Here is a 20,288-nt window from a genome sequence, read left to right on the forward strand (position 1 = left end):
TCACCTAGTAATGAATACTCGGTACTTCCTATACAATAATAGGCCTGTAAAGGCTATTAGAGGTAGGTACTCGAGTCTACCGAAGTACATAAGCGCCATTAATACGATCTTTACGCCGAGAGGCGCGTGTGCTGAGATCACGCCGACTGATAGGCCAACGTTACTTGCAGCTGAAGTGGTTTCAAATACTGCGTCAACCATGTCTACGCCCGGTACAATAGCCTTCACCAGGCTAGCCCCTACGAGAAGGGCCGATAAATGCAGTATTATGTAGATCAGCGCGTTAGCAACTTCTCTTTCATCTAATACGTCTCCTCCAAGTCTAATGTCCGGGGAAACGGTGCCCCCAGTTAAGAAAGACACGATGTACGATTTTAGCTTCTTACAGAGAATAACCAATCTCACGACTTTTATGCCGCCTCCAGTTGAGAAGCTCATACAGCCTATGAACATCGCCAGCGTGAGAAGTAGTTTCACGTGATCGCTCATAGAACCCAGCCGACCTATGCTAAAGCCCGTTGTTGTCAGCGCAGATAATGCGTTAAAAACCCCGTAGAGCAGGGAGTTTTCTAAAGACCAGTTAACAGTTGGAAGGACTGTTAGCATTGAGATACCCATAAATGTGATGTTGAGGTATATGAATGCCTTAAACTCCTCGCTCTCCCACGCGCGCTTAAACTCGCCACCTAGTATGCGGCTAAGCGTTACGAAATTAAAGCCCCCAATGATCATGAGTATCGTTATAGGGTATATGCTTAGTGGAGCGTATTGGAATACCTTCTCGTAGTTTGCATCATAATTGCTCATTCCACCAGTAGCTATCGCCGTCATCACATGTACCGCCGCGTCTAGGGGCTCTACGCCGAGGTAAACGCACGTAACTATACCGAGTACTGTCACTAGCGAGTAGATATAGAAGATCTTCATCGCCGTTTCCCTCAACGACGCGGAGATCCTTGTGGGCCTTTCCAGGCTATAAAGTATGACCCCAAATCTCCAGAAGAACGGTAGGAATACCGCTGTAAATACCACTACACCGAGCTCGCCTGTCCACTGCATGAGGCCCCTCCAGTAGAGTATGCTACGCTTAGTCGAATCCAGGCCCATCATTACCGTGAGGCCTGTTCCCGTAAACCCGGATATACACTCGAAAAGAGCATCTTCGTAGGGTATCGAAGACTCCAATGAAAGCGCTACTGCTGATATTGCCGGTAGCAGTAGCCACGCAAGCGAGTACGTTATCATGGATTCGAGAAGACTCATTTCAACCACCTTGCCTACATGTTCTACTAACTTGTACAGCACATACCCGGTCACAGTACAAGCCAAACCCACAGTGAGGAACCACAGACTAACCGGTTCCCTGTAAATGGCATCTATTAAGGGCACGGTAAGCATGAGCAATCCAAGCAGCATGGTTACAGATAAAAAACCCTCTACTATTGCTAGTAGCCTCAAAATGCGAACACCCTATGGGCAGGCATCTACGCTAGTACTTCCTGTGTACACATCAGCAGTAGGAACATATATAGCTTGTCGGCTAAAAACACAAAACCAGCTATCAGGTACACCGTATGAACTAGGCTAGTGCATTAAGTTGCTTTTCAGCGAAGTCTTTATTTATAAGGTCTTACAATTATATAGTGAAGGTGCAAGAGAAAATTACCGAGGCTGGTTTTTTGAGCCGTGTACCGAGAAATATGAAACCACCAAGCCCATTAAAACTACTGAAAAGCGCGGAAGGTAGCATAGTGCTGGTAAAGACTAAAGGAGGGTACGAGTACATAGGTGTGCTCGAATTAGCTGATGGAGTAATGAACGTCGTTTTATCAAACTGTATAGAATACAACGATGAGAAGCCGACATTAAGACTCGGCAAAGTAATAATTAGAGGCAGTAACATAGAGTTCGTGAGCATAGATTATGGCAAGGTTGCCCCGGAAAACGTTCAAGTCAAACTCTAAACACGTGTTAGCAGAGCTAACCAGTTAGTAGAACAAACTCGACAGGCCGCTCACCGGTAAATTGGCAAGTTAGTAGAGTAAACGATTGGATTTGAAAAACAAATCACAAATTGTACAAGTTATAGGTTAGCATTAGATGCACGTAACTGTTCTTACGATCATCACACCCATATCCGCGTTCACGCTTAACTTAAACTCCAGGAGCGCTGATTAGCGTAAACGTGCCGTTCTGTTCTCACTATTCTCAGCGAATATCCAATGTGCCTTACGAGTTGCCGTGAAAGAGCTGGTGATGATTACTTCAACCATCACCGGTAAACTCGCAAAAATATCACAATCCCCGTAGACAAGGTAGAGCTTCTCGAGCGCGAAAACCGAGGACGAATGGTTTGACGTAACACATTAATTTACCATCTACCTACCTGGTAGCCATGTAGAAGTCATCAATACATTGACCCACATAAAAGAAACTCTCATCCACATCACGGGGTTTTACATGGTAGGTCTTTGGATGACCGGTAACAACAATTACGCCTCCCATTCTCAGGGCACTCTTCAGGTCTTTCAACATGCTAGGTGTTCTCGATAGAACACCCCATGTGGAGATCGAGACTATGAGGTCGAAGGCATCGTTACGGAAGGGCAGCTCTTCGGCGTAACCTTCAATGAGGATAATTAATGGTGACCTTACTTTAGCACCCGCTATCTTCAACATCTCTGGGTCCGGATCTAGGCATACGTATTTTGCACCGGTTTCACCGCGGTTTGATTCAACGTACTCGTATAGTAATGCCGTTCCACACCCCGCGTCTAGTATCGTTCCTTTGAATTCTACTCCCAGTTCAAATAGACACTCGTATTTTGTAAACTGCTCGTCTCTGTATAGGGAATCATATATTTCCGGCTTGATGAGACCCATTGCTCGGCGGCCTCCCCTGGAAGTCTGTTAAAGCCGCTTTCCTCCTTTGACCTTTTTTGAGTAATTCCCACAACTTCTTCGGATCGACGTGTTTACACTCTAGTCCGAGCTTTAAAGCTGTTTCAAGCGCTGTGGGAGAAAACGCGGGTGCCATGAGTATACCGCGTGGCACAACGCCGTACTCTATTCTATAAGACTCTACATACTTGTAAAGCTGCAGGACAGCTTCTCTAGTTGCCGTTACTCGTTTCAATTCTATGAGAACATGCCTACCCACCCCGTCAACGGCATATATGTCTACGTAACCGCCTCCCACCATCTTCTCTACCGCGAGAACCCTCAAACCTTCCTCTATTAGCGACGGGTTCTTGGCTAGCACGTCTCTCATTTCCTTCTCATCAATGTACATTGTAAACTCTCCTACATCTCTGAGTCGACTCACCACCAGGAGCAGAATCTTTGTGAATACAACTGTCAAGTACTCTCTAGGTCTATCCCTGAGGGTATGAAGTATTAAACCTATACCAGGCTTGTACACCACTTCTATGGTAGGTGAAGGAGGTTGCCAGTTGACGGGCGAGTAGCCCGTGGGTCTGTGAACTAGTATAGCTCCATCTTGCTTAATAATAACTAATCTCTCACCAGGTTCCAGTCTCGAGGCTGCACGACCTTCATAGTCCACTCTGCACTCGCCTAAAACAACTATCAATTGCTTACTCATAATAGCTTTTTTAAGAGCCGATGCAACGACTTCTAGGTCAGGGTTTTCTAGTACTTTTAATTCCATGATTCCCTATCCACTATTAATAGCAGGGTTAGGGGAGCTTTAAGCACATCATGGAGGGGTCTGTCAATGAAGGTTAAGTTCATATCGTTTGATAGCATGGGAGTTAGGAGCATGGCTACGCTTGTTGAGACAACCGGTGGCACCTTTTTCATAGATCCTGGTGCGGCGCTCGCACCCCGCAGATACGGCCTTCCCCCGCACGAAGAGGAGCTTGAAGCGCTTGAACGCTTTCTCGGCGAAATACGCGAACGGACTCGCGAGGTAGATTACTTAGTCATAACACACTACCATAGAGATCATTACCTTTACAGGAATGGGGAAGAGGAGTACTATAGGGGTAAGCTGATATACGCTAAAAACCCTTATGCGCAGATAAATCCAAGCCAGAGGGTTAGGGCTTACACTCTTTTCAAGAAGATGGGAGTTAGCTTCTTAGCTAAACGTGTCCTGTACGCTGATGGTAGCACATTCACCGTAGATGGTGTAAGAGTGGAATTCTCTCCACCACTGCCGCACGGCGAATGCGGAACAAAGCTCGGTTGGGTTATAGCAGTGACGATGATGGAGGATGACTATGTATTTACGCATGCAAGTGATACGCAGGGCTGTATGTGTTCAGAGTCACTCAACTATCTCGGGAGGAGAATGGCTGATCTGCTGGTAATAAGCGGCCCGCCGACATATTTCAGCCCGCGCTATGAAGTACCGGAGAACACCATTAAGCTGGTGAAGAGCCTCAAAGAGGGCTCGACGATCGTAATAGATCACCACTTCCTCAGGGATCGCAACTACATAAAGCACATGGAGCGTTTAAAAAACCTGAGAAAGGACGTGAAGGTATTGACGGCCGCCGAGTACATGGGGTTCGAGGTCAGGCAACTAGAAGCTTACAGGGATGCTTTATGGGGTGCCAGAAAACACGAAAAAAGGTGAACTTCAGCTCGAAAGCTACTAGGCCATCACTAACCAGTACCAGAAACCCATAGTTTTCTAGCAGTAAGCCTCTCGCACAGTCTGCCGATAAGGCGGTATTCGCCATTAAGTATAACGCTTAAAAGGTGTTCTTGGGAGATTATATAACTAGCTGGTGAATGGTGAGAATTGCATCCGGTAGCCCTGCTCTTCATAATTAACTTGACGTCTGCCATCTTAAAGATCATCAGCGTAACGGGGACTACCGCTACCAGCGTATTTGTAGACATGTTAAATGATGTTGGCGACGCCGTTGGATTGGGATTACTACTTCTCGGCCTCAGCTACGAGAGAAGAAAAAGTGACATTGTATATCCATATGGCACGCGGCGGGCACTTTACGTTCTCTCTTTAATAACAATATCGATCATTAGCGGTTCAATATTTACGATAGCCTTATTCAAGGTAGTTAACGTACTAAGAGCACATGAAGGCATGGTGGTCTCATTGCAGTCCATTTACGCATTTATGCCTGCATTCCTACTGAACGTGGGGGGCTTATTAGTGGTATATCTAAGCATGAGAACGGGTAACAGCGATCCGGCACTTGAAGGTGGGTTGTTGGACTCCATGAGCGATGTAGCTGGTAGCGCGCTGGCATTAAGCTCGCTGATACTTGCAAGCGAGTTCCTTGATATTGTGGGTAGTTTGGTGCTGTCCTGCGTAATATTGATATCCGCGATTAGCGTTGGTTACAGGTACTTCCAAGTACTAATAGGTAAGGCACCGCCCAGACAGGTGTTAAGACGTGTACTAGAGCGCTTACTTAACATGGGTGAGATCAGAGATGTGAACGTGTTTAATGCTACGATGATCACCGAAGACGAATACATGCTCGCACTGGAGGTAGAAGTGGATAAGCACCTGGATGTAGAGGACTTAGAAAGGCTATCAGGTAAGATAGAGGAAGAAGTAAAGAAAATAGAGCCGAGATTTAGGCATGTAATAGTGGAATTTGTAGCTGAAAAACACGAACCGAAGACGTATAAGAGGCTACTGCACGAGATTGAAAACTCGGAGAGCTTGTGAAAAGCATAGCTATATCGCTCTTTCTTCCCTGTAAAACACCTTACCCAGGCTCGTTGGCGGTAGTAGGGCTTTACCTATTCTCGTCTTACTGTAAATTATCATGGCTGCAAGCGCCGCTATAAAAGGTATGGACTTAGCTACGTCCACCGGTATTCGGAGAGTAGCCGTGAGAAGTATGCAACTATGATAAAGCCCTCCAAACAATAGTGACACCGGTATCAGCACTAGGGGATGCCTTCCAGCAACCAACGCTACGGTAAACGCTAGCCAGCCAAGGCCGAGCGTGTAGCTCCTGATATCCCAGTACCTCTGCCAGAGTAGTGGGAACAGTGAAGACCCGAAACCTATTAGCGCGAATCCTATAGCAGCCGCTAATAGCCTAGTCTTCAAGACGTCGACTCCAAGGGCTGTTGCGACAGCTGGGTTCTCACCGCACGCCACAATCATTATACCCAGTTTCGTTTCTTTTAGTAGAAAGTGGAGTACAATGCTCACGAGCAGTGTCGCCGCAAGTAACGTTACGTATGTTTCAGCGCTGATGGTGTAAGCATACGTCGCTATACCGCCAACGAACATTCTCACGGGGTAGCCGAATATTATGCCTAAGCCGTAACCAATGAACATCATTGAGAGGCCAACAGCTCCGTGGCTGATGGGCAACACCGTCATGACATATGCAAGTAAAAGCCCTATACCACTAGCTACGACTGCCGAGGCGAACGAGCCTACTAGTGGAGATCCTGTACTGCACGCCACGAATACAGCTACGCCGGTTGACAGGAAGAAAACCCCATCTATAGCTAGGTTTAAGAGACCTGACTTTTCAAATACGCTATGACCTAGTGCAATTAAGTGCAACGTTGCATACGCTGATATAATTCCCCAGAGCAGGTCTATTGACATCGCTATTTCATCACCTTGATTTCGTACTCGGATAGGAAGCTGAGTATAGAGTAAGAAAATAGTACTGTCCCAATGATGAGTAGTGATTGTTCAATACCACCTAAACCGGTTATTTGCAACGCTATGCCAGCATTCCTTAAGGCTCCGACCACGTACGCCATTACAGGGATATACTTCAATTCCAGCAGTGACAGCCAAGCAACAAGTATTGCTAAGTAGCCGTAACCGGCTGTTTGCGCCTCGATCGGGTATGAAAGCCTTTTAGCATAGCTGAGCAGGTACATCGCGCTGGTTATGCCTACGAAGAAGCCTGAAGCGGCTAAGGCAATGACGTAGTACTTTTTAACGTTAATGCCGCTTGCCAGGAGGAAGTCTGGATTGTGCCCCAGGGCCCTAAGTCGTAGCCCTAAGGTTGTTTTGCTCAGTATAAACCACACTACCAGGGCCGTCGCTATAGCTACCACTAACCAGTAAACGTAATAGGTTAACTGGTATGTAATGTCGTAAGCCCATCTCAGCACAGGATATAGCGGGCTCGATTCGGGAGTTGGTGAGCTCAGTTTAAGGTATACGTTCAGTGTGTAGTGTTTTGGTAACTCATCTGTTCTAGTGTAGCCGTATACATGTCGTCCTCTGAAGGGGTAGTATACGAGGTAGTTCACTATGTAGTAAGCTACGTAGTTGAGGATTAGCGTTATGGGAACCTCATTTACACCAGTATGCGCCTTGATTAGCCCCGCTAACATGGCCCATGATGCACCCATAATACCTGCTAAGAGGGTGGCTAAGGCTACCATTAGGCCTGGTAACGGAAATTCAGGGTACTTCACTATTAGTAAGTAGATAAGAGGTATCATCGCGACGAAGAACTGGCCTTCTGCACCAATGTTCCAAGTAGCTGCCTTAAACGAAAGTAGCAAAGCATAACCCAGCATCGTTAATGCGAGTACGTCTAGCACTATGCTCGGTGACGTGAAAGACATTAAAATAACTCTTAATACGTCTAGAAAGTTCTTACTTGTTGCTTGCAGTATTAAGCTGAACAGTATTACACCTAGCACTATTGAATAGAGCGATATAATAGGTTTTCCGCCTTTGAGAGGCTTTTTTCTCTTTAAGATTATAAACTTCAACCTCACATCACCATGAACTTTTCAAGAACGCTCTTTTCTACAGTCCGGGTTTCGAAAGGCCCATGCAAGATTCCGGAGCTCATTACGTATACGGTGCTACTCACCTGCATCACCTCGTCTAGGTCCTCTGAGACGTAAAGGACTGCGAGCCCTTCTTCACGGGCTTTCCTTACTATTTGTTTTCTGACAACACTGCTAGTATACTCGTCCAGGTTCCTTGTTGGATTGTATGCCACGAGCGCTTTTTTCGCGTACTCCAGTTCTCTGCCTATTACGACTTTCATTAGGTTGCCGCCTGAAAGCAGCTTAACGGGGACCTCATCATTTTTAGTGGCGATGTTGTAATCGTTAATGATTTTTAGAGTTGTTTTCTTCACCGCGTTTAAGTCCAATAAAAGCGTATTCCTACTCAACACTAGAGCGGTATTCTCGAGTATGCTCATGTCTAGCGCGACGCCGTACCTAAGCGGGGTATCAGGTATGAAACCCACACCCATGCTTCTCGCAGTACTCGAACCCTTGTTTGTTACGTCAAAGCCATCAATGTATATCTTTCCGCGGAGGACTTTTCGAAGCCCCATAATAGATTCTACGAGCTCGCGCTGACCATTTCCAGTTAACCCAGTTATGCCGATAACTTCTCCCGCCCTGACATTAAACGTTACACCCCTCACAGACTCTTCGCCATAGTCGCCGGAGACCACGAGCTCTTTTACAGTGATGACTTCCTTGCCTGAATGGGCGGGTTCACCGCGCTCTTCTACCATACTGTGGGCGGAGTTTACACCCACACCGAACATGAGTAAGCGCACTTTTTCAGGTGTTGCATCGTTCCTCGATAACACGTCTACGAGAACACCGCGTCTTAAGATGGCTAACCTATCAGCTACTTCTAGGGCTTCTGATATTTTGTGCGTTACTAGGATAATGCTGTTGCCCTTGGATTTAAAGTCCAGCATGAACTTGTAGAACTCTTTTCGTCCACTTTCAGGCAAGTATGTGAGCGCCTCGTCTACTAGCAATACGCGTGCATCGAGTAATATGGCTTTTATAACTTCAACTAACTGTCTTTGCGTATATGTAAGCGTATGAACCTTTAGATCGAGGTCTACCCCAATACCGAGTTCGCTAGTGATTTTTTTAACGCGCTCAAGAAAGGCCTTCCTAGTTGTAAACGAGCCCGCCTCTCTAAGACTTAGTAGTATGTTCTCGGCGCCAGTGAAGTTATCTATGAGCTGGGGAATTTGCGAGATCAGTACTATTCCGTGCTTAATAGCGTCTCTCGGAGCACTTATTTTAACTTCCCTGCCGTTGATCAGGATTTTACCTTCATCCGGAACGTACATGCCATACAGTATCTTGATCAGTGTGGACTTCCCAGAGCCATTTTCACCTAAAAGAGCTAACACCTCCCCAGGATATACATCGAGAGAGACCTTGTAGAGCGCCTTAATCCCCCCGGGAAAGGACTTCGATATGTTCCTTACCGATATGATTGGTGAGCTATAAGCACCCATAAATCCACCTTGAAAACGATGCTGGGAAGCGCGATGAGAACGTTCTAGAAGGAGTTTTAGGAACTGAAAAAAACAGAGATTGAACACTACTATTCAAGGTCGTCCGCACCCTTTGCCTCTAGCCGCCCACTTTAACTACCCACGATACAAACCAATCCATGTTCCACAAATCGGCGTGACCTAGCATCAGGCCGCTAGGTATTTTAACGGTCCCCCCTGGTCCTGGGCTCTGGCACCACGAACTATAAGACCTCTCTGGTGGTAGTAGACAGTAGCCTTCAAGGGGCCCAGTAAACGGCTCGAAGAGCTGTGCTACCGGGTACTTCACCACTCCTATCTTACCGGCCCAGTTAACGCTGATGTACGAGGTGTTTGTGTATTTATGTCCAATGGCACTAGTATCCAGTATCGTTGGCAACATTCCCGATCTCATCTGGTAGTACCTCTTCATGACGAGGTCATAAACGTTCACGCGCTCACCGGTAAGTTTGTCTACAACGTGGACAGTACTGAGCACCTGCTCGTACATCGGGTTAATCATTACTACCGATCCGTCAGGGTTGATGTCAGCTCCTAGTTCAACTGCACCCGAGCTTAGAAGCCACCAGTAATCCACGTTCTCCAAGTTGTATGGTGTGTAGATGCCGCTCCTGATCTTTAGTAGTATGTCCGCGTATATGTACTCCCATCTGACGAGCTGCCCGCTCACCACCACGTCCTGACCGAACTTGAGCATGGGCCCATAATGGCTAAAGACGTAGAGTCCATTCTCTTTCGCGTATTCAACCACAGCCGTTGAGTCTTCCGTAAACGCTAGCACGTCTACACCATACTGTCTGTGAAGAACCTCTGCCGCCTGCCTAGCTCTAGCGGGGTCGTACCATGCACCTATTTCAATCACGTACACCTTAATGTCCTTGCCGAGCTGTTCACCCACCTCTTTTGCACCAATGGCAAACGCGTTAATGTGCCTAACTACTTCTGGTATCAGATGTGCCGCAACGTAGCCTATTTTATCGGTCTTTGTAAGCGCGCCTGCTAATAACCCATTCAAGTAGTAAACCTGGTAGAGGTCTGCAAAATACGTCCCCACGTTAGGCGCCCTCTTGTAACCGGAACAGTGGAAGAACATTACGTCCGGGTACTTCTTAGCTGCCTCGATCGTCATGTCCATGAACTCGAAGGATGTCGTGAAGATTACGTTGTATCCTTGCGCTACAAGCTCGTCAATCACGCTAAGAAGTTGCGCCTCAGTAACGCTCTCTTTATACGTTGTCTTAAGCCAATCTCCAAACAGCTCCTCTACCACCCTCCTTCCAATATCATGCATGTAGCTCCAGCCCATGTCCCCGACCGGCCCCACATATATCCACGCCGCCCTGATCCTCTCAGGGGGAGTCCATGCCGGTTGCGATGACGGCGTTGGTGTAGTGCTCTGTATAGGAGATGCGGGAGTTGTTGACGGTAGAGGGCTTTCTTCACTCACTACGGGCGGCTTCGTCAATACTCCAATATAGTACCCGGATATTGCTGCGACGATTGCGATGACTAGTACTATAGCAATTAAAGCGTGCTTCTTCATGCCTAGGCACCAGAACAAATTGTAACTTCGTTAAAATCGCTTAAAAAGTATATATAAGATAGGGTATCAGCATATATTGATATTTTGGAAACAGTACGGGTATTATTGGATCATCTAAAGCATGTAACGCCGTTAACCTGGAGCCACCAAGTTCATAGTAGTTACAAGGACTTTTATACCCTCTCGTTGAAGCCGAGTCTACGCGTTTCTTCTTGTGGGTATAAAGTGGGCAACTTATTCTATCTCCATTTAACCTCTCTTTTTGGGTCTTCTCAGGTTTATGTGAGATGTAGCACGCTTAATTAGGAAGGTTATGCCTACTAGTTTTAGGTGTTAGTGCTTAGAACATCTAAGGTGTGGCCCGTGAAGGCGGCGGTCCTCTATAAAAACGCGGAGATCTTCGTTGAAGGCTTACCTCGTAGATCCATGGAGCTTCCACTAAAAGAAGACCCTCTTACACTTACAGACCTCGACACCCCCGCTCCGAGTAATAACCAGGTACTTGTACGCGTAGAAGCCTGTGGTGTCTGCTACACAGACATAGATATTATTGAAGGTAGGATTAAGTGCAAACTGCCCATAATACCTGGACACCAAGTTATCGGTAAAGTCGTAGAAGCCCCGAAAACTATTAGTAGGATCGCACCGGGGGATAGAGTTGGTATTGCTTGGATTGCTTGGACGTGTAGTAACTGCGATTTCTGCAAGAGGGGCTTAGAGAACCTCTGCGTGGACTTTAAGGCCACGGGGTGCCACATCGATGGCGGCTACGCGGAATACACCACGGCTTACTTAGACTATGTATACCGGGCTCCGGTGAACGTTAACTCCGTTAAGCTCGCGCCATTAATGTGCGCTGGCGCAGTTGGATACCGTGCACTTAGGTTAACTAACATGTCTAACGGTCTTAGACTAGGCTTGTTCGGTTTCGGCGCATCTGCTCACATAATAATACAGGTCGTTAGGAGGCTGTACCCAGACGCCGAGATATACGTCTTCAGCAGGAGCTCCGAGCACAGAGAGCTGGCTAGAAGGCTTGGAGCGGATTGGACAGGCCACCCGCAAGAAGACCCTCCTGCGAGGTTAGACAGGGCAATAGACTTCACACCCGTGGGAGAGACCGTTAAACGCGCTCTTGAACTACTGAACAGAGGTGGAAGACTCGTTATAAATGTTATTAGGAAGCAGACGCCTGTAAATCTCGTTTACGAAAACCACTTATGGGAAGAGAAGGAGATCAAGAGCGTTGCAAATGTTACAAGACGAGATATAGAGGAGTTACTGCGACTGGCGGCTGAAGTACCCATAGATATCCACGTAGAGGAGTATGAGCTTGAAGGGGTCAACATCGCGCTGAGAAACTTAAAGTCGGCGAGGATCAAGGGATCGGCTGTACTACGAATAAGCTAAGTTTGGTTGATGCGGTAAGGTGACTGGATTTCAGCTCTACCGAGACGTTATCTCCTTCCATATATCATCCCTCATCTTGCGGTATTTTAGATAGTACTCTAAGCCGTTTGCTATTAGCGGTCTGCTGTTGACGAGAGGATACCGGTACGGCAGGTACACATACCCCTGATCGGTTTCGATGTAAATGCCATCAACGTATTTGAAGCGTGCTAAGTCTTTGTTCCTCCATAAGTAATCAATGTAGTACGTTGCCCCATCTATGCTGTATTGCCCGTTACCGATATTGCGCGATTTCACGCTATGTGGTAGTCTACTTGTTATGTACTGATGCGTCCTTCCACGCGGCGGATGATCACCCAGTATGCCGCCAACTATTACGTACTTCGCCGTTGCCAGGTCCTGGTAGGTTAAGGGCGTTTCAGCTCTTGGGTCCAGCACTATGATTTCCTCGAGCTTCATCTCGCCATTGCTGACAAGGGCAATTACGCTTTCGCGCCTTACTTTACCGTACCTAGCCAATAGCTTGTGGTACCTTTCAGGTACGTTAGTGAATATTACGTGGTCGCGGCCATATATCAGCGAAGCGTGTCTGTATTCTAGAATAAGCCATGGACTTAAATCCGGCTCGCAGTGCTCGATAACTAGCATGGGTTTACGCGTCGACATGATCGCGCCACTTCAACTCGGTGTTACCCTGACTCGCGGCATTAAAGGTCAACGCTACGTGAACGTTACCTGGTCCGTAGACTACTCGCTTCTTCGAGTACTTTCACCACCTCTTCTAGGCTTTTAACAACCCTCAATTCGGGTATTTGACGGCATAACTCTATGGCCTCTTCGCTCCTTGCGAGAAGTATCGGCTTTATTCCAGCAAGATACGCTCCAATGACATCTCTAACGCAGGAATCCCCTAAGTGAACGGCTTCGCTTGGCTCTACGTTTACAGCTTTAAGCGCGGCGTAAAATATTCTTGGATTAGGCTTCACCACCTCGGTGTCCGCTGAAGAGACTATGTAGTCAATGTATTGTAGTAAACCGGAGTTTTCCAGAATCTTCGCGATTGCTTTAGCTGAGAATGACGTGTTCGAGACTACAACGACCTTTAAACCCCGTTTTTTAACGTATTCGAGTAGTATTTGAGCGCCCTCCATCACTTTTGGTTTATAGGCATATACAGCTTCCTCGTAAGCCCTTACGGCTTCTTCCGTAACCGGGTTACTTGGTTCAAACCCCTGTAGTAGTGCTAGTATGCGGGCAAAGAGCCGGGGCGGTATTGTGTCTTTGTAACGCATGATTTTCATATATGTGCGCAGAAGGTCATCTATTTCGATAGACCTATATTTACTTAGTGAGTATCTAAGTGCCTCGAGCTTCATCAGCGTGTAAGATTCTAAGGGCCCCTTCTCATTCTCTATTATCGTGCCCCAGAGGTCCAGCGAGACCGCTTTTATCACCTTCTCACCCCCAAATGACCTGCAACCTCGTAGAGTACTATTGCCGTTAATAGCCACGCGCCGTAAAAAGTTGCAAGACCTCGAAGATATGTTTGGAACCTGCTAGTGGGCTTGTACTTGACCACGATGTGAACTACCGTTACGTAGTATACTAGCACAGACGTAGACCATGCTAGGGGGGAGAGCGTGAGTGGAGGGACGAAGAAGGACGCGGCGAAGACTGCAGCTCCGAAGATGATCCCCACTACGAGTCTGTGCAGTACGATCCTGTCTTCGATGGTCAGGTTCTTGAGTACACTTATCAAGCACTACACCTAAGTGTGTAATATGAGGTCCCCCTGCTTAAAAGCCACTCCAGGTGTTAATGGTGCTCAAGAAGTCTATGGACGTCGTGGATACTTATGTTTGGACAAGCCTTCACAGTGAGGATCTGAAAGAATGCTTCGTAGATAACGCGTATAGGTTGAAATATAGCTGGCTTTTGAAGATCAGGTGCAAGGGCTCTACTAAGTTGCTAAAGGTAGAGCCCGGGCAGCGAATACACATCTCCGTTAGCGAGCCCGGGGAAAAAAGTATCGACAATGTGGCTAGGTACTTGCGTGCGCATGTAAGAGATGGAAAGATCGTGAGCGTTGAAATGCCGTGGTGGGAAAGAATAGTAGTTATCAAGGCTCTAAAAGGTAGTAAAGAGCTAGTAAACTACGTTGAATTACTGCCACGGGGTCTATGGGTATTAACGGATGCAACCGGTAAGGTTATCTACTCTTCGCGCTTCGAGGAGTTCAAGGATAGAACTATAAAGCCCGGCCTACAGTACCAACCACCACCGGTAAGAGGGCTACCACCTTGGAACGTTAAAGCGCTAGTAGACGCTGTGTTGAAGGGAAAGGACCTTGTAAGGGGTCTAGTCTCTGAATGGGGATTACCCGGCTACATCGCCGAAGAATTACTTTTGAGAACGGGGCTTTACGAAGATAAACTAAAGAAACCTACAGAAATTCCCAAATACGCTTTAGAAGAACTTGCACGCTATTATGTGCTATTGGTAACGGAGTCTCTAGAAGGCAAAGGATACTTAGTCTACGGGAACAAGGGAATTGAGTTTTACTCGCCCTATAAACCAAGGCTTTTCGCCGAGATCTACGGGTTAGAGGTTAAGGAAGTCGGAGACTTTGACAGCGCAATAGACGCGTACTTTACTGATCTAGAAGCTTACTTTAAATCCGAAGAGGAAAGAATGAAGGCCGAGAAGCAGGCTGAGATGTGGAAAAAGAGCATTGAAGAGCAAAAAAAGGCTATTGAAGAGTACCGAAAAGAGCTTGAAAGGGTCACGAAAGCCCTTTCACTCATTTACGAAAACTACTACACCGTACTAGGAGTACTAGAGTGCGCGAGGAAAACGCGCGTTGAGAGAGGATGGCAGTATTTAGCGGAGTGCAACGTAGTGGAGTACGACGAGCGACGTGGAACTATAAAAATCAAGACCGGTGACAACGAGCTAGAGCTCTCCATTAGGGAAGACCTCGATAACCAGGTTTTGAGGTTGGAAAAGCGGCGCGGCGAACTCCAGAAGAAGATTGAAAGGGCACTGGAAGCCCTTAAGGCCCTTGAGAACAAGTCTATCGAGCTGGAAAAGCGTCTGGCTCCTCGCATACACGCTAAACCTCCACCTAGATACTGGTATGATAAGTTTAGGTGGAGCTTAACCAGGAACAACCTTATTGTTGTAGCCGGGCGCGACGCTGCTCAAAACGAACTACTTGTCAAGAAGTATTTGGGAGAAGACGATGTATTTCTCCATGCCAATGTACATGGTGCGCCGGCAACTGTAATGCTAAGAAACAGAGCAGAGCTTAACGAGGATGACATAGCCGACGCTGCCGTTATTGCCGCGTGCTACTCCAAGGCGTGGAAAGCCGGTTACAGCTACGTGGAGGTTTACTGGGTTAAGGGAAGACAGGTCTCGAAAAGCCCACCTTCAGGAGAATACCTTTCCAAGGGCGCGTTCATGGTTTATGGCGAGAGAAACTATCTCAGGGTTCCGCTAAGGCTCGGAATAGGTTTAAGGGTGTTCTGTGATAGTATTTATGGAGCTTACGTCAAAGTTTACGCGGCCTCTCCTGAACTAGTAAAAAAGACTTGCGTTTCCTACGTCATAGTGGTACCGGGTGATGTAAAGCCCGTGGAGGCGGCCGGCGAGATCGTGGGAATTCTAGTAAACAAAGCGCTCGAAAAGACCGGTACCAGATACGTTTTAAGCGAGCAGCAAGTACTTGATGTGCTGCCCGGTCCGCTTAGGGTAGTAGAATACGGTATCGGTGAAGGGCCCTTTTATTGTGAGGAGTGAAACTAGCTGCTCAAGGAGCTATGGCAGTAAACTTTAAAATCTTTGGATTAATTAGCAGAAAATAGCATTCAGGGTGCTCGCGGTGGGGGTTTCCCGAAATATTGAAGTGGAGCTTCTACGTATGCAGAACGTTCAAGACATGAAAGTGGAACTGGTTGAGAGGAAAGGTCTCGGACACCCCGATTACATCGCGGACTCCGCCAGCGAGGCGGCTTCCCGGATGCTCTGCAAGTACTACTTAAAGGAGTTTGGTACTATTCTACACCATAACCTAGATAAGACGCTACTGGTGGGTGGGCAGGCGTCCCCGAGATTTGGGGGCGGAGATGTAATAGAGCCTATATACATAATCGTCGCCGGCCGCGCGACTACAGAGGTTAGAGTTAGTGGTGTTACCTACAGCATTCCATACGGTAAGCTTGTAGTGGAAGCAGTAAAGGACTGGATTAGAAAGAACTTCAGGTACCTCGACCCCGACCTCCACGTGATAGTGGATTACAAGATCAGAAAGGGTAGTACGGACCTGGTAACCGTCTTCGAAGCCGGCAAGGAGTACGTACCTTTAGCTAACGATACAAGCATCGGAGTAGGTTTCGCCCCGTTAACGGTTCTCGAGAAACTGGTCTACGAAACCGAGAGACTTCTCAATAGCAGGGAATTCAAGAAAAAGTACCCAGCCGTGGGAGAGGACATCAAGGTGATGGGGCTGAGAAGAGACAGGCAGGTAATACTCACGATAGCTGCGGCTATTATCGATAGTGAAGTAAGCAATAAATACGAGTACTTGAAGGTTAAAGAGAGCATAGTCGAGGAAGTTATGGAATTGGCCCACAAGATCGCGCCTGAATATGATGTCAAAGTATACGTCAACACCGCTGACATCCCTGAAAAAGACAGCTTCTACATCACGGTGACGGGTACTTCAGCCGAACATGGCGATGATGGGGCTACAGGTAGAGGTAATAGAGCTAATGGCCTGATAACGCCGATGAGGCCTATAAGCCTCGAAGCGACAGCGGGCAAGAACCCAGTTAACCATGTTGGAAAAATCTACAATGTACTAGCGAAGATCATTGCGGAAAGGGTTCACGCCGCGCACGGGGATATACTAAGCAACGTCTACGTCGAGATCCTTAGCCAGATAGGCAAGCCCATAGATCAGCCGCTCATAGCCAGCGTGAAGCTTGTACCGGGAGATATGAATATTCCAGACATACCTGGACATGTAAAGAACGACATCATAGGAATCGTAGAGGAGTCTCTTCTCAACATCAAGAAGATAACGGAGCTCATTATAAACGACCAGGTCATCCTCTACTGAGTCTTTTTTCTAAGCTCTTGATACTCCTTTATCATTTTGAATATCCGTTCCCTCCTTTCGCGTGCCTCCAGCTCTTCAATTCTTTTCCATTCGTTCTTTATTTCTTCGAGAACGCCGCTATTTACCAGGACATAGTCTCCGAGATCTGCAACAACGTCCACCTCTACTACAGGTACGCGAAGCGCTTCTAAGCCCTGTACCCCAAAACGCCTCGGAACAAGTATACCTGTTCTGTGACTTCTAGCGTACTCCACACACTTAGTGATGTCTAGTTCCTTTTCAACGTATGCAGGAAGCCCTTTACACACGGATATTGCCTGGGCTTTACACGCTATAGTGTTCTTACCCATGGCTGTGTCTACGAGCAGTTTCTCGAACAAGGAAACCTTATCGCGTAGCGTACCAACCAAGTTAGACCTCTCGTCTAGGAGCCTTTTGAGGGCATCCAGCTCGACTTGTACCTGGTTAAGTTTTCTTTCGCATTCCTCGTCTAGGGGTCTTTTCTTAAGTAGCTTTAATTCCACTTCAAGGCTCTTTAACAACTCTTCCCTACGCTTTAACTCCTCTTCGAGTCTTTTTACAGCGTTCTCGAGCTCGGAGACCTTACTACGTAGCCTCGCCGTTTCATCGCTATCTCTGTATGGTTTTTCCACCTTCCTCTCAGCGGCTTCAACGCCTCGTATTCTTCTCCTGCTAAGCACCTTCAAGAACACCTCTTCTAGGACATCTGAGAGCGTCCTGCCTCGTAGAACTTGAACTACGACTTCGTCTCTGTCTACGCCGCTCATGCCCCTGATCTTGGACTCTATCTCCTCCATGAGGGGTCTGATGTGTTTATACGCCTTTATGGCCGCTGCGAGAGCGTCTCTGGCATGCGTATCTGGCACATCAATGTTGTGCTGTGACAAGTACTCGTTTACTATTTTTTGCTTCTCCTCGAAGCTTAAGTCCTCGTCAGGGGTGTGGAGTTGTGCCCTGAGCATTGAAGCTATCTTTCTGACATACTCCGGTGGCTTAGCAACGTCTACCGTTACTATGACGGGTTTACCCACCGAGAACACCTCTGCAAGAATTTGCTCTCTATCTGGATTCTTGTAACTTCTAACGAGAAGGGGCCTTCCGTCAAAGTCTAATACGGCGACGCCGACGCTAATACCCGGGTCTAAACCCAGTATCACCACTCTGCGGTGTTTCGTGACCGTTCTTACGGTAGTCACGGGCTTAACCGAGATCTTGACGTTTCTGCACCTTACCGGCGATATTATCGCACGTACCTTATCCGGTGAAGCATAGACGACGAATAGCCCCCTTTCGAGCCCTCCATCGCTTTCCTTAACTACGAGATCGTAATCTACGTGGTTTTTATCTAGAGCTTCCTTGATTTCTCTCACTAGTTGAAGAACAGATGCTCTGATACTTCGTTTAAACCTATCACTACTTGCACCCCCCTGACTCGGGGTTCTACCCTTAGATACAATGATGTAAACTCTCTCGGGAGGGAGTTTTACTACTCTCCCGTAACCCAAATACGCAGCGTAGGCGTTGATTAATGCTGTGTCAAGGGACGTTGTAGGCTTGACTTGCAAGTTCAATATCGTGGCAAGCTCCTCTACGCTAACAAAACCGCTTTCAGTGCTTGTAACCTCTACCACTTTGCACCATGAGGGAATTATTCTGGATATCCTTGCAAGGTCTTTCGAGCTCCCTACGACCTCGTAGATGTTGTCGACTGCGAGCACGTCGACATGGTACTCTATTACGAGCCTTATGATGCTGTGTAGTGGCACGTCATCTAGCCTACTGATTACCCGACCATCTCTCAAGATCACAACTGCATATTTAGGTGTCCTGGAGGACCTGGGTGAATGTCCTGGCTTTATATCAATGCCCATAACCGTGACTAATGCGCCCACCCGTGCACCAAGCCACCTTTAATGACAATTAAGCGTTTGAACTTTTATATCTCCTTATGTACTCTGCCAGCTTAATACGCGTTTAAAGGCGTCTTCGAGACGAACTTCTACGCCATAGACCCTATTGAAGAACTTTGCTATGTAGTAGACGTCTCTCTTAAGTAACTCCGTGGAACTAGGGTCGTCCCTGTAAACGTACTGCGGCCAGTCTATTATGAATGGGGCCTCATCACCCTTCCTTATCAGTACATTATATTCGCTTAGGTCTCCGTGAACGATTTGAGCCCTATGATAGGCTACGGCGATCGTCTCTACTATTTTGTCTAGGACTTCCTCTGGGCTTTCTAAAGGAGGCCTCCTGAAGAGTTCAATGCCGTCAATAAACTCTGTTACCACTACGTGTCTGTTGTACCCCACCGGCACGGGGACCTGCGCCTTAAACTCCACCAGCTTCTTTAAGGCCCTGTATTCCCGTTCAGCTGCCACTTTTGACTGAGTGTACCACGAGAGGCTCCCATCACGCGTCCATACCCTAACTCTTGCTGTTTGCCTAAAGCTTGTTTTGCCTATTCTCAAGAACTTCACGGCGACCTGCATCCCGCCCCGTGCAAGGCCCAGGTATATCTCGCTCTCTTTGCCTGTGCCGACCTTACTCCCTAACGCCTCGATAACGTCAGCTTTCACGAGAGCTCGTAAGGCTAGCATGTCATAACCCAAGTAGGTGAGCCTATACATCTTCTCGCCACCGACTGTTTCGCGTTTAATGAGCTTAAGGTCGTGTAGTTTCCTGAGAACCAGCTGCAATCTTTCTTCATACATACCGCTAAGCCTTTCAAGCACCCTTAATGGAACATACTCGTGGTCTGCTAAGCCCTTTTCTAGTGCGGCTAAAACCTTGAAATCCTCCTCCACAAGGCTCTTATACGTTACCCCGATGTGTACCAACTGCTCCCAGCCCTACGTTCTTGGCGTTTCACGAGGCAGCCTCCTACACACTATTAAGTAGTACTTAGGCTAATAACACTACCATGGATGCC

Annotated in this window: 18 protein-coding genes; 6 read left to right on the plus strand and 12 right to left on the minus strand. The window is 47.4% G+C overall.

Annotated features, from left to right (window positions below; translation table 11 throughout):
* Positions 1 to 1,458 carry a potassium transporter TrkG gene (locus QXU03_03980; GenBank protein ID MEM2170900.1) on the minus strand — a complete coding sequence of 486 codons (1,458 nt, stop codon included), beginning with the start codon at positions 1,456 to 1,458 and terminating at the stop codon, positions 1 to 3.
* A 185-nt stretch (positions 1,459 to 1,643) separates the two neighbouring features.
* On the opposite strand from QXU03_03980, the gene QXU03_03985 reads away from it, so the two are divergent.
* The gene (locus tag QXU03_03985) at positions 1,644 to 1,964 is read left to right on the plus strand and encodes an LSM domain-containing protein (protein MEM2170901.1); all 321 of its coding nucleotides are present in this window, start codon (positions 1,644 to 1,646) and stop codon (positions 1,962 to 1,964) included.
* 418 nt (positions 1,965 to 2,382) lie between these two features.
* Here the strand turns inward: QXU03_03985 and QXU03_03990 are convergent, their stop codons facing one another.
* Both QXU03_03990 and nucS read right to left on the minus strand, forming a co-directional pair.
* The gene (locus QXU03_03990; GenBank protein MEM2170902.1) at positions 2,383 to 2,883 is read right to left on the minus strand and encodes a class I SAM-dependent methyltransferase; all 501 of its coding nucleotides are present in this window, start codon (positions 2,881 to 2,883) and stop codon (positions 2,383 to 2,385) included.
* The gene (gene nucS, locus QXU03_03995) at positions 2,855 to 3,670 is read right to left on the minus strand and encodes an endonuclease NucS (GenBank protein MEM2170903.1); all 816 of its coding nucleotides are present in this window, start codon (positions 3,668 to 3,670) and stop codon (positions 2,855 to 2,857) included. Before nucS ends, QXU03_03990 begins: the two co-directional genes overlap by 29 nt.
* A gap of 66 nt (positions 3,671 to 3,736) precedes the next feature.
* Between nucS and QXU03_04000 the strand changes: the two genes are divergently transcribed.
* Together QXU03_04000 and QXU03_04005 are read left to right on the plus strand one after the other, a co-directional pair.
* A complete protein-coding gene (locus tag QXU03_04000; protein ID MEM2170904.1) occupies positions 3,737 to 4,603 on the plus strand; it encodes an MBL fold metallo-hydrolase in 867 nt (288 codons plus the stop codon).
* A gap of 168 nt (positions 4,604 to 4,771) precedes the next feature.
* Positions 4,772 to 5,671: a cation diffusion facilitator family transporter gene (locus tag QXU03_04005; protein MEM2170905.1), complete on the plus strand. Its 900-nt coding sequence runs from the start codon at positions 4,772 to 4,774 to the stop codon at positions 5,669 to 5,671.
* Positions 5,672 to 5,680: 9 nt separating this feature from the next.
* Here the strand turns inward: QXU03_04005 and QXU03_04010 are convergent, their stop codons facing one another.
* The 4 genes from QXU03_04010 to QXU03_04025 form a co-directional block, all read right to left on the minus strand.
* The gene (locus tag QXU03_04010) at positions 5,681 to 6,574 is read right to left on the minus strand and encodes a ribose ABC transporter permease (GenBank protein ID MEM2170906.1); all 894 of its coding nucleotides are present in this window, start codon (positions 6,572 to 6,574) and stop codon (positions 5,681 to 5,683) included.
* A 2-nt stretch (positions 6,575 to 6,576) separates the two neighbouring features.
* Positions 6,577 to 7,707 (minus strand): ABC transporter permease, encoded by a 1,131-nt coding sequence (locus QXU03_04015; protein ID MEM2170907.1) that lies wholly within the window; start codon positions 7,705 to 7,707, stop codon positions 6,577 to 6,579.
* Between the two features lie 2 nt (positions 7,708 to 7,709).
* A complete protein-coding gene (locus QXU03_04020) occupies positions 7,710 to 9,224 on the minus strand; it encodes an ATP-binding cassette domain-containing protein (protein ID MEM2170908.1) in 1,515 nt (504 codons plus the stop codon).
* Positions 9,225 to 9,342: 118 nt separating this feature from the next.
* Positions 9,343 to 10,806: a BMP family ABC transporter substrate-binding protein gene (locus tag QXU03_04025; GenBank protein MEM2170909.1), complete on the minus strand. Its 1,464-nt coding sequence runs from the start codon at positions 10,804 to 10,806 to the stop codon at positions 9,343 to 9,345.
* A 330-nt stretch (positions 10,807 to 11,136) separates the two neighbouring features.
* Here QXU03_04025 and QXU03_04030 point away from each other — a divergent pair, with 330 nt between their 5' ends.
* Positions 11,137 to 12,216 (plus strand): zinc-binding alcohol dehydrogenase family protein, encoded by a 1,080-nt coding sequence (locus QXU03_04030; protein ID MEM2170910.1) that lies wholly within the window; start codon positions 11,137 to 11,139, stop codon positions 12,214 to 12,216.
* Between the two features lie 36 nt (positions 12,217 to 12,252).
* Here the strand turns inward: QXU03_04030 and QXU03_04035 are convergent, their stop codons facing one another.
* The 3 genes from QXU03_04035 to QXU03_04045 form a co-directional block, all read right to left on the minus strand.
* Positions 12,253 to 12,882 (minus strand): RNA methyltransferase, encoded by a 630-nt coding sequence (locus tag QXU03_04035; GenBank protein MEM2170911.1) that lies wholly within the window; start codon positions 12,880 to 12,882, stop codon positions 12,253 to 12,255.
* Between the two features lie 65 nt (positions 12,883 to 12,947).
* Complete coding sequence (locus tag QXU03_04040; protein ID MEM2170912.1) at positions 12,948 to 13,670, minus strand: HAD-IA family hydrolase; 723 nt, start codon at positions 13,668 to 13,670, stop codon at positions 12,948 to 12,950.
* On the minus strand, positions 13,667 to 13,975 hold the full coding sequence (locus QXU03_04045) for a hypothetical protein (protein MEM2170913.1): 309 nt from the start codon (positions 13,973 to 13,975) through the stop codon (positions 13,667 to 13,669). Before QXU03_04045 ends, QXU03_04040 begins: the two co-directional genes overlap by 4 nt.
* Positions 13,976 to 14,037: 62 nt before the next feature.
* Between QXU03_04045 and rqcH the strand changes: the two genes are divergently transcribed.
* Both rqcH and QXU03_04055 read left to right on the plus strand, forming a co-directional pair.
* Positions 14,038 to 16,017, plus strand: coding sequence for a ribosome rescue protein RqcH (rqcH, locus tag QXU03_04050; GenBank protein ID MEM2170914.1), 1,980 nt, complete (start codon positions 14,038 to 14,040; stop codon positions 16,015 to 16,017).
* Between the two features lie 82 nt (positions 16,018 to 16,099).
* Positions 16,100 to 17,338 carry a methionine adenosyltransferase gene (locus tag QXU03_04055; protein ID MEM2170915.1) on the plus strand — a complete coding sequence of 413 codons (1,239 nt, stop codon included), beginning with the start codon at positions 16,100 to 16,102 and terminating at the stop codon, positions 17,336 to 17,338.
* On the opposite strand, the gene QXU03_04060 is transcribed toward QXU03_04055, so the two are convergent.
* Positions 17,332 to 19,251, minus strand: a complete 1,920-nt coding sequence (locus QXU03_04060; protein ID MEM2170916.1) for a DUF460 domain-containing protein — start codon at positions 19,249 to 19,251, stop codon at positions 17,332 to 17,334. The two genes, QXU03_04055 and QXU03_04060, sit on opposite strands and share 7 nt — an antisense overlap.
* A 54-nt stretch (positions 19,252 to 19,305) precedes the next feature.
* Positions 19,306 to 20,196: an RIO1 family regulatory kinase/ATPase gene (locus tag QXU03_04065; GenBank protein MEM2170917.1), complete on the minus strand. Its 891-nt coding sequence runs from the start codon at positions 20,194 to 20,196 to the stop codon at positions 19,306 to 19,308.
* Between the last annotated feature and the right edge of the window lie 92 nt (positions 20,197 to 20,288).

The sequence above is a fragment of the Desulfurococcaceae archaeon genome (genome assembly GCA_038845865.1).
In the GTDB taxonomy this organism is placed as follows: domain Archaea; phylum Thermoproteota; class Thermoprotei_A; order Sulfolobales; family Desulfurococcaceae; genus UBA285.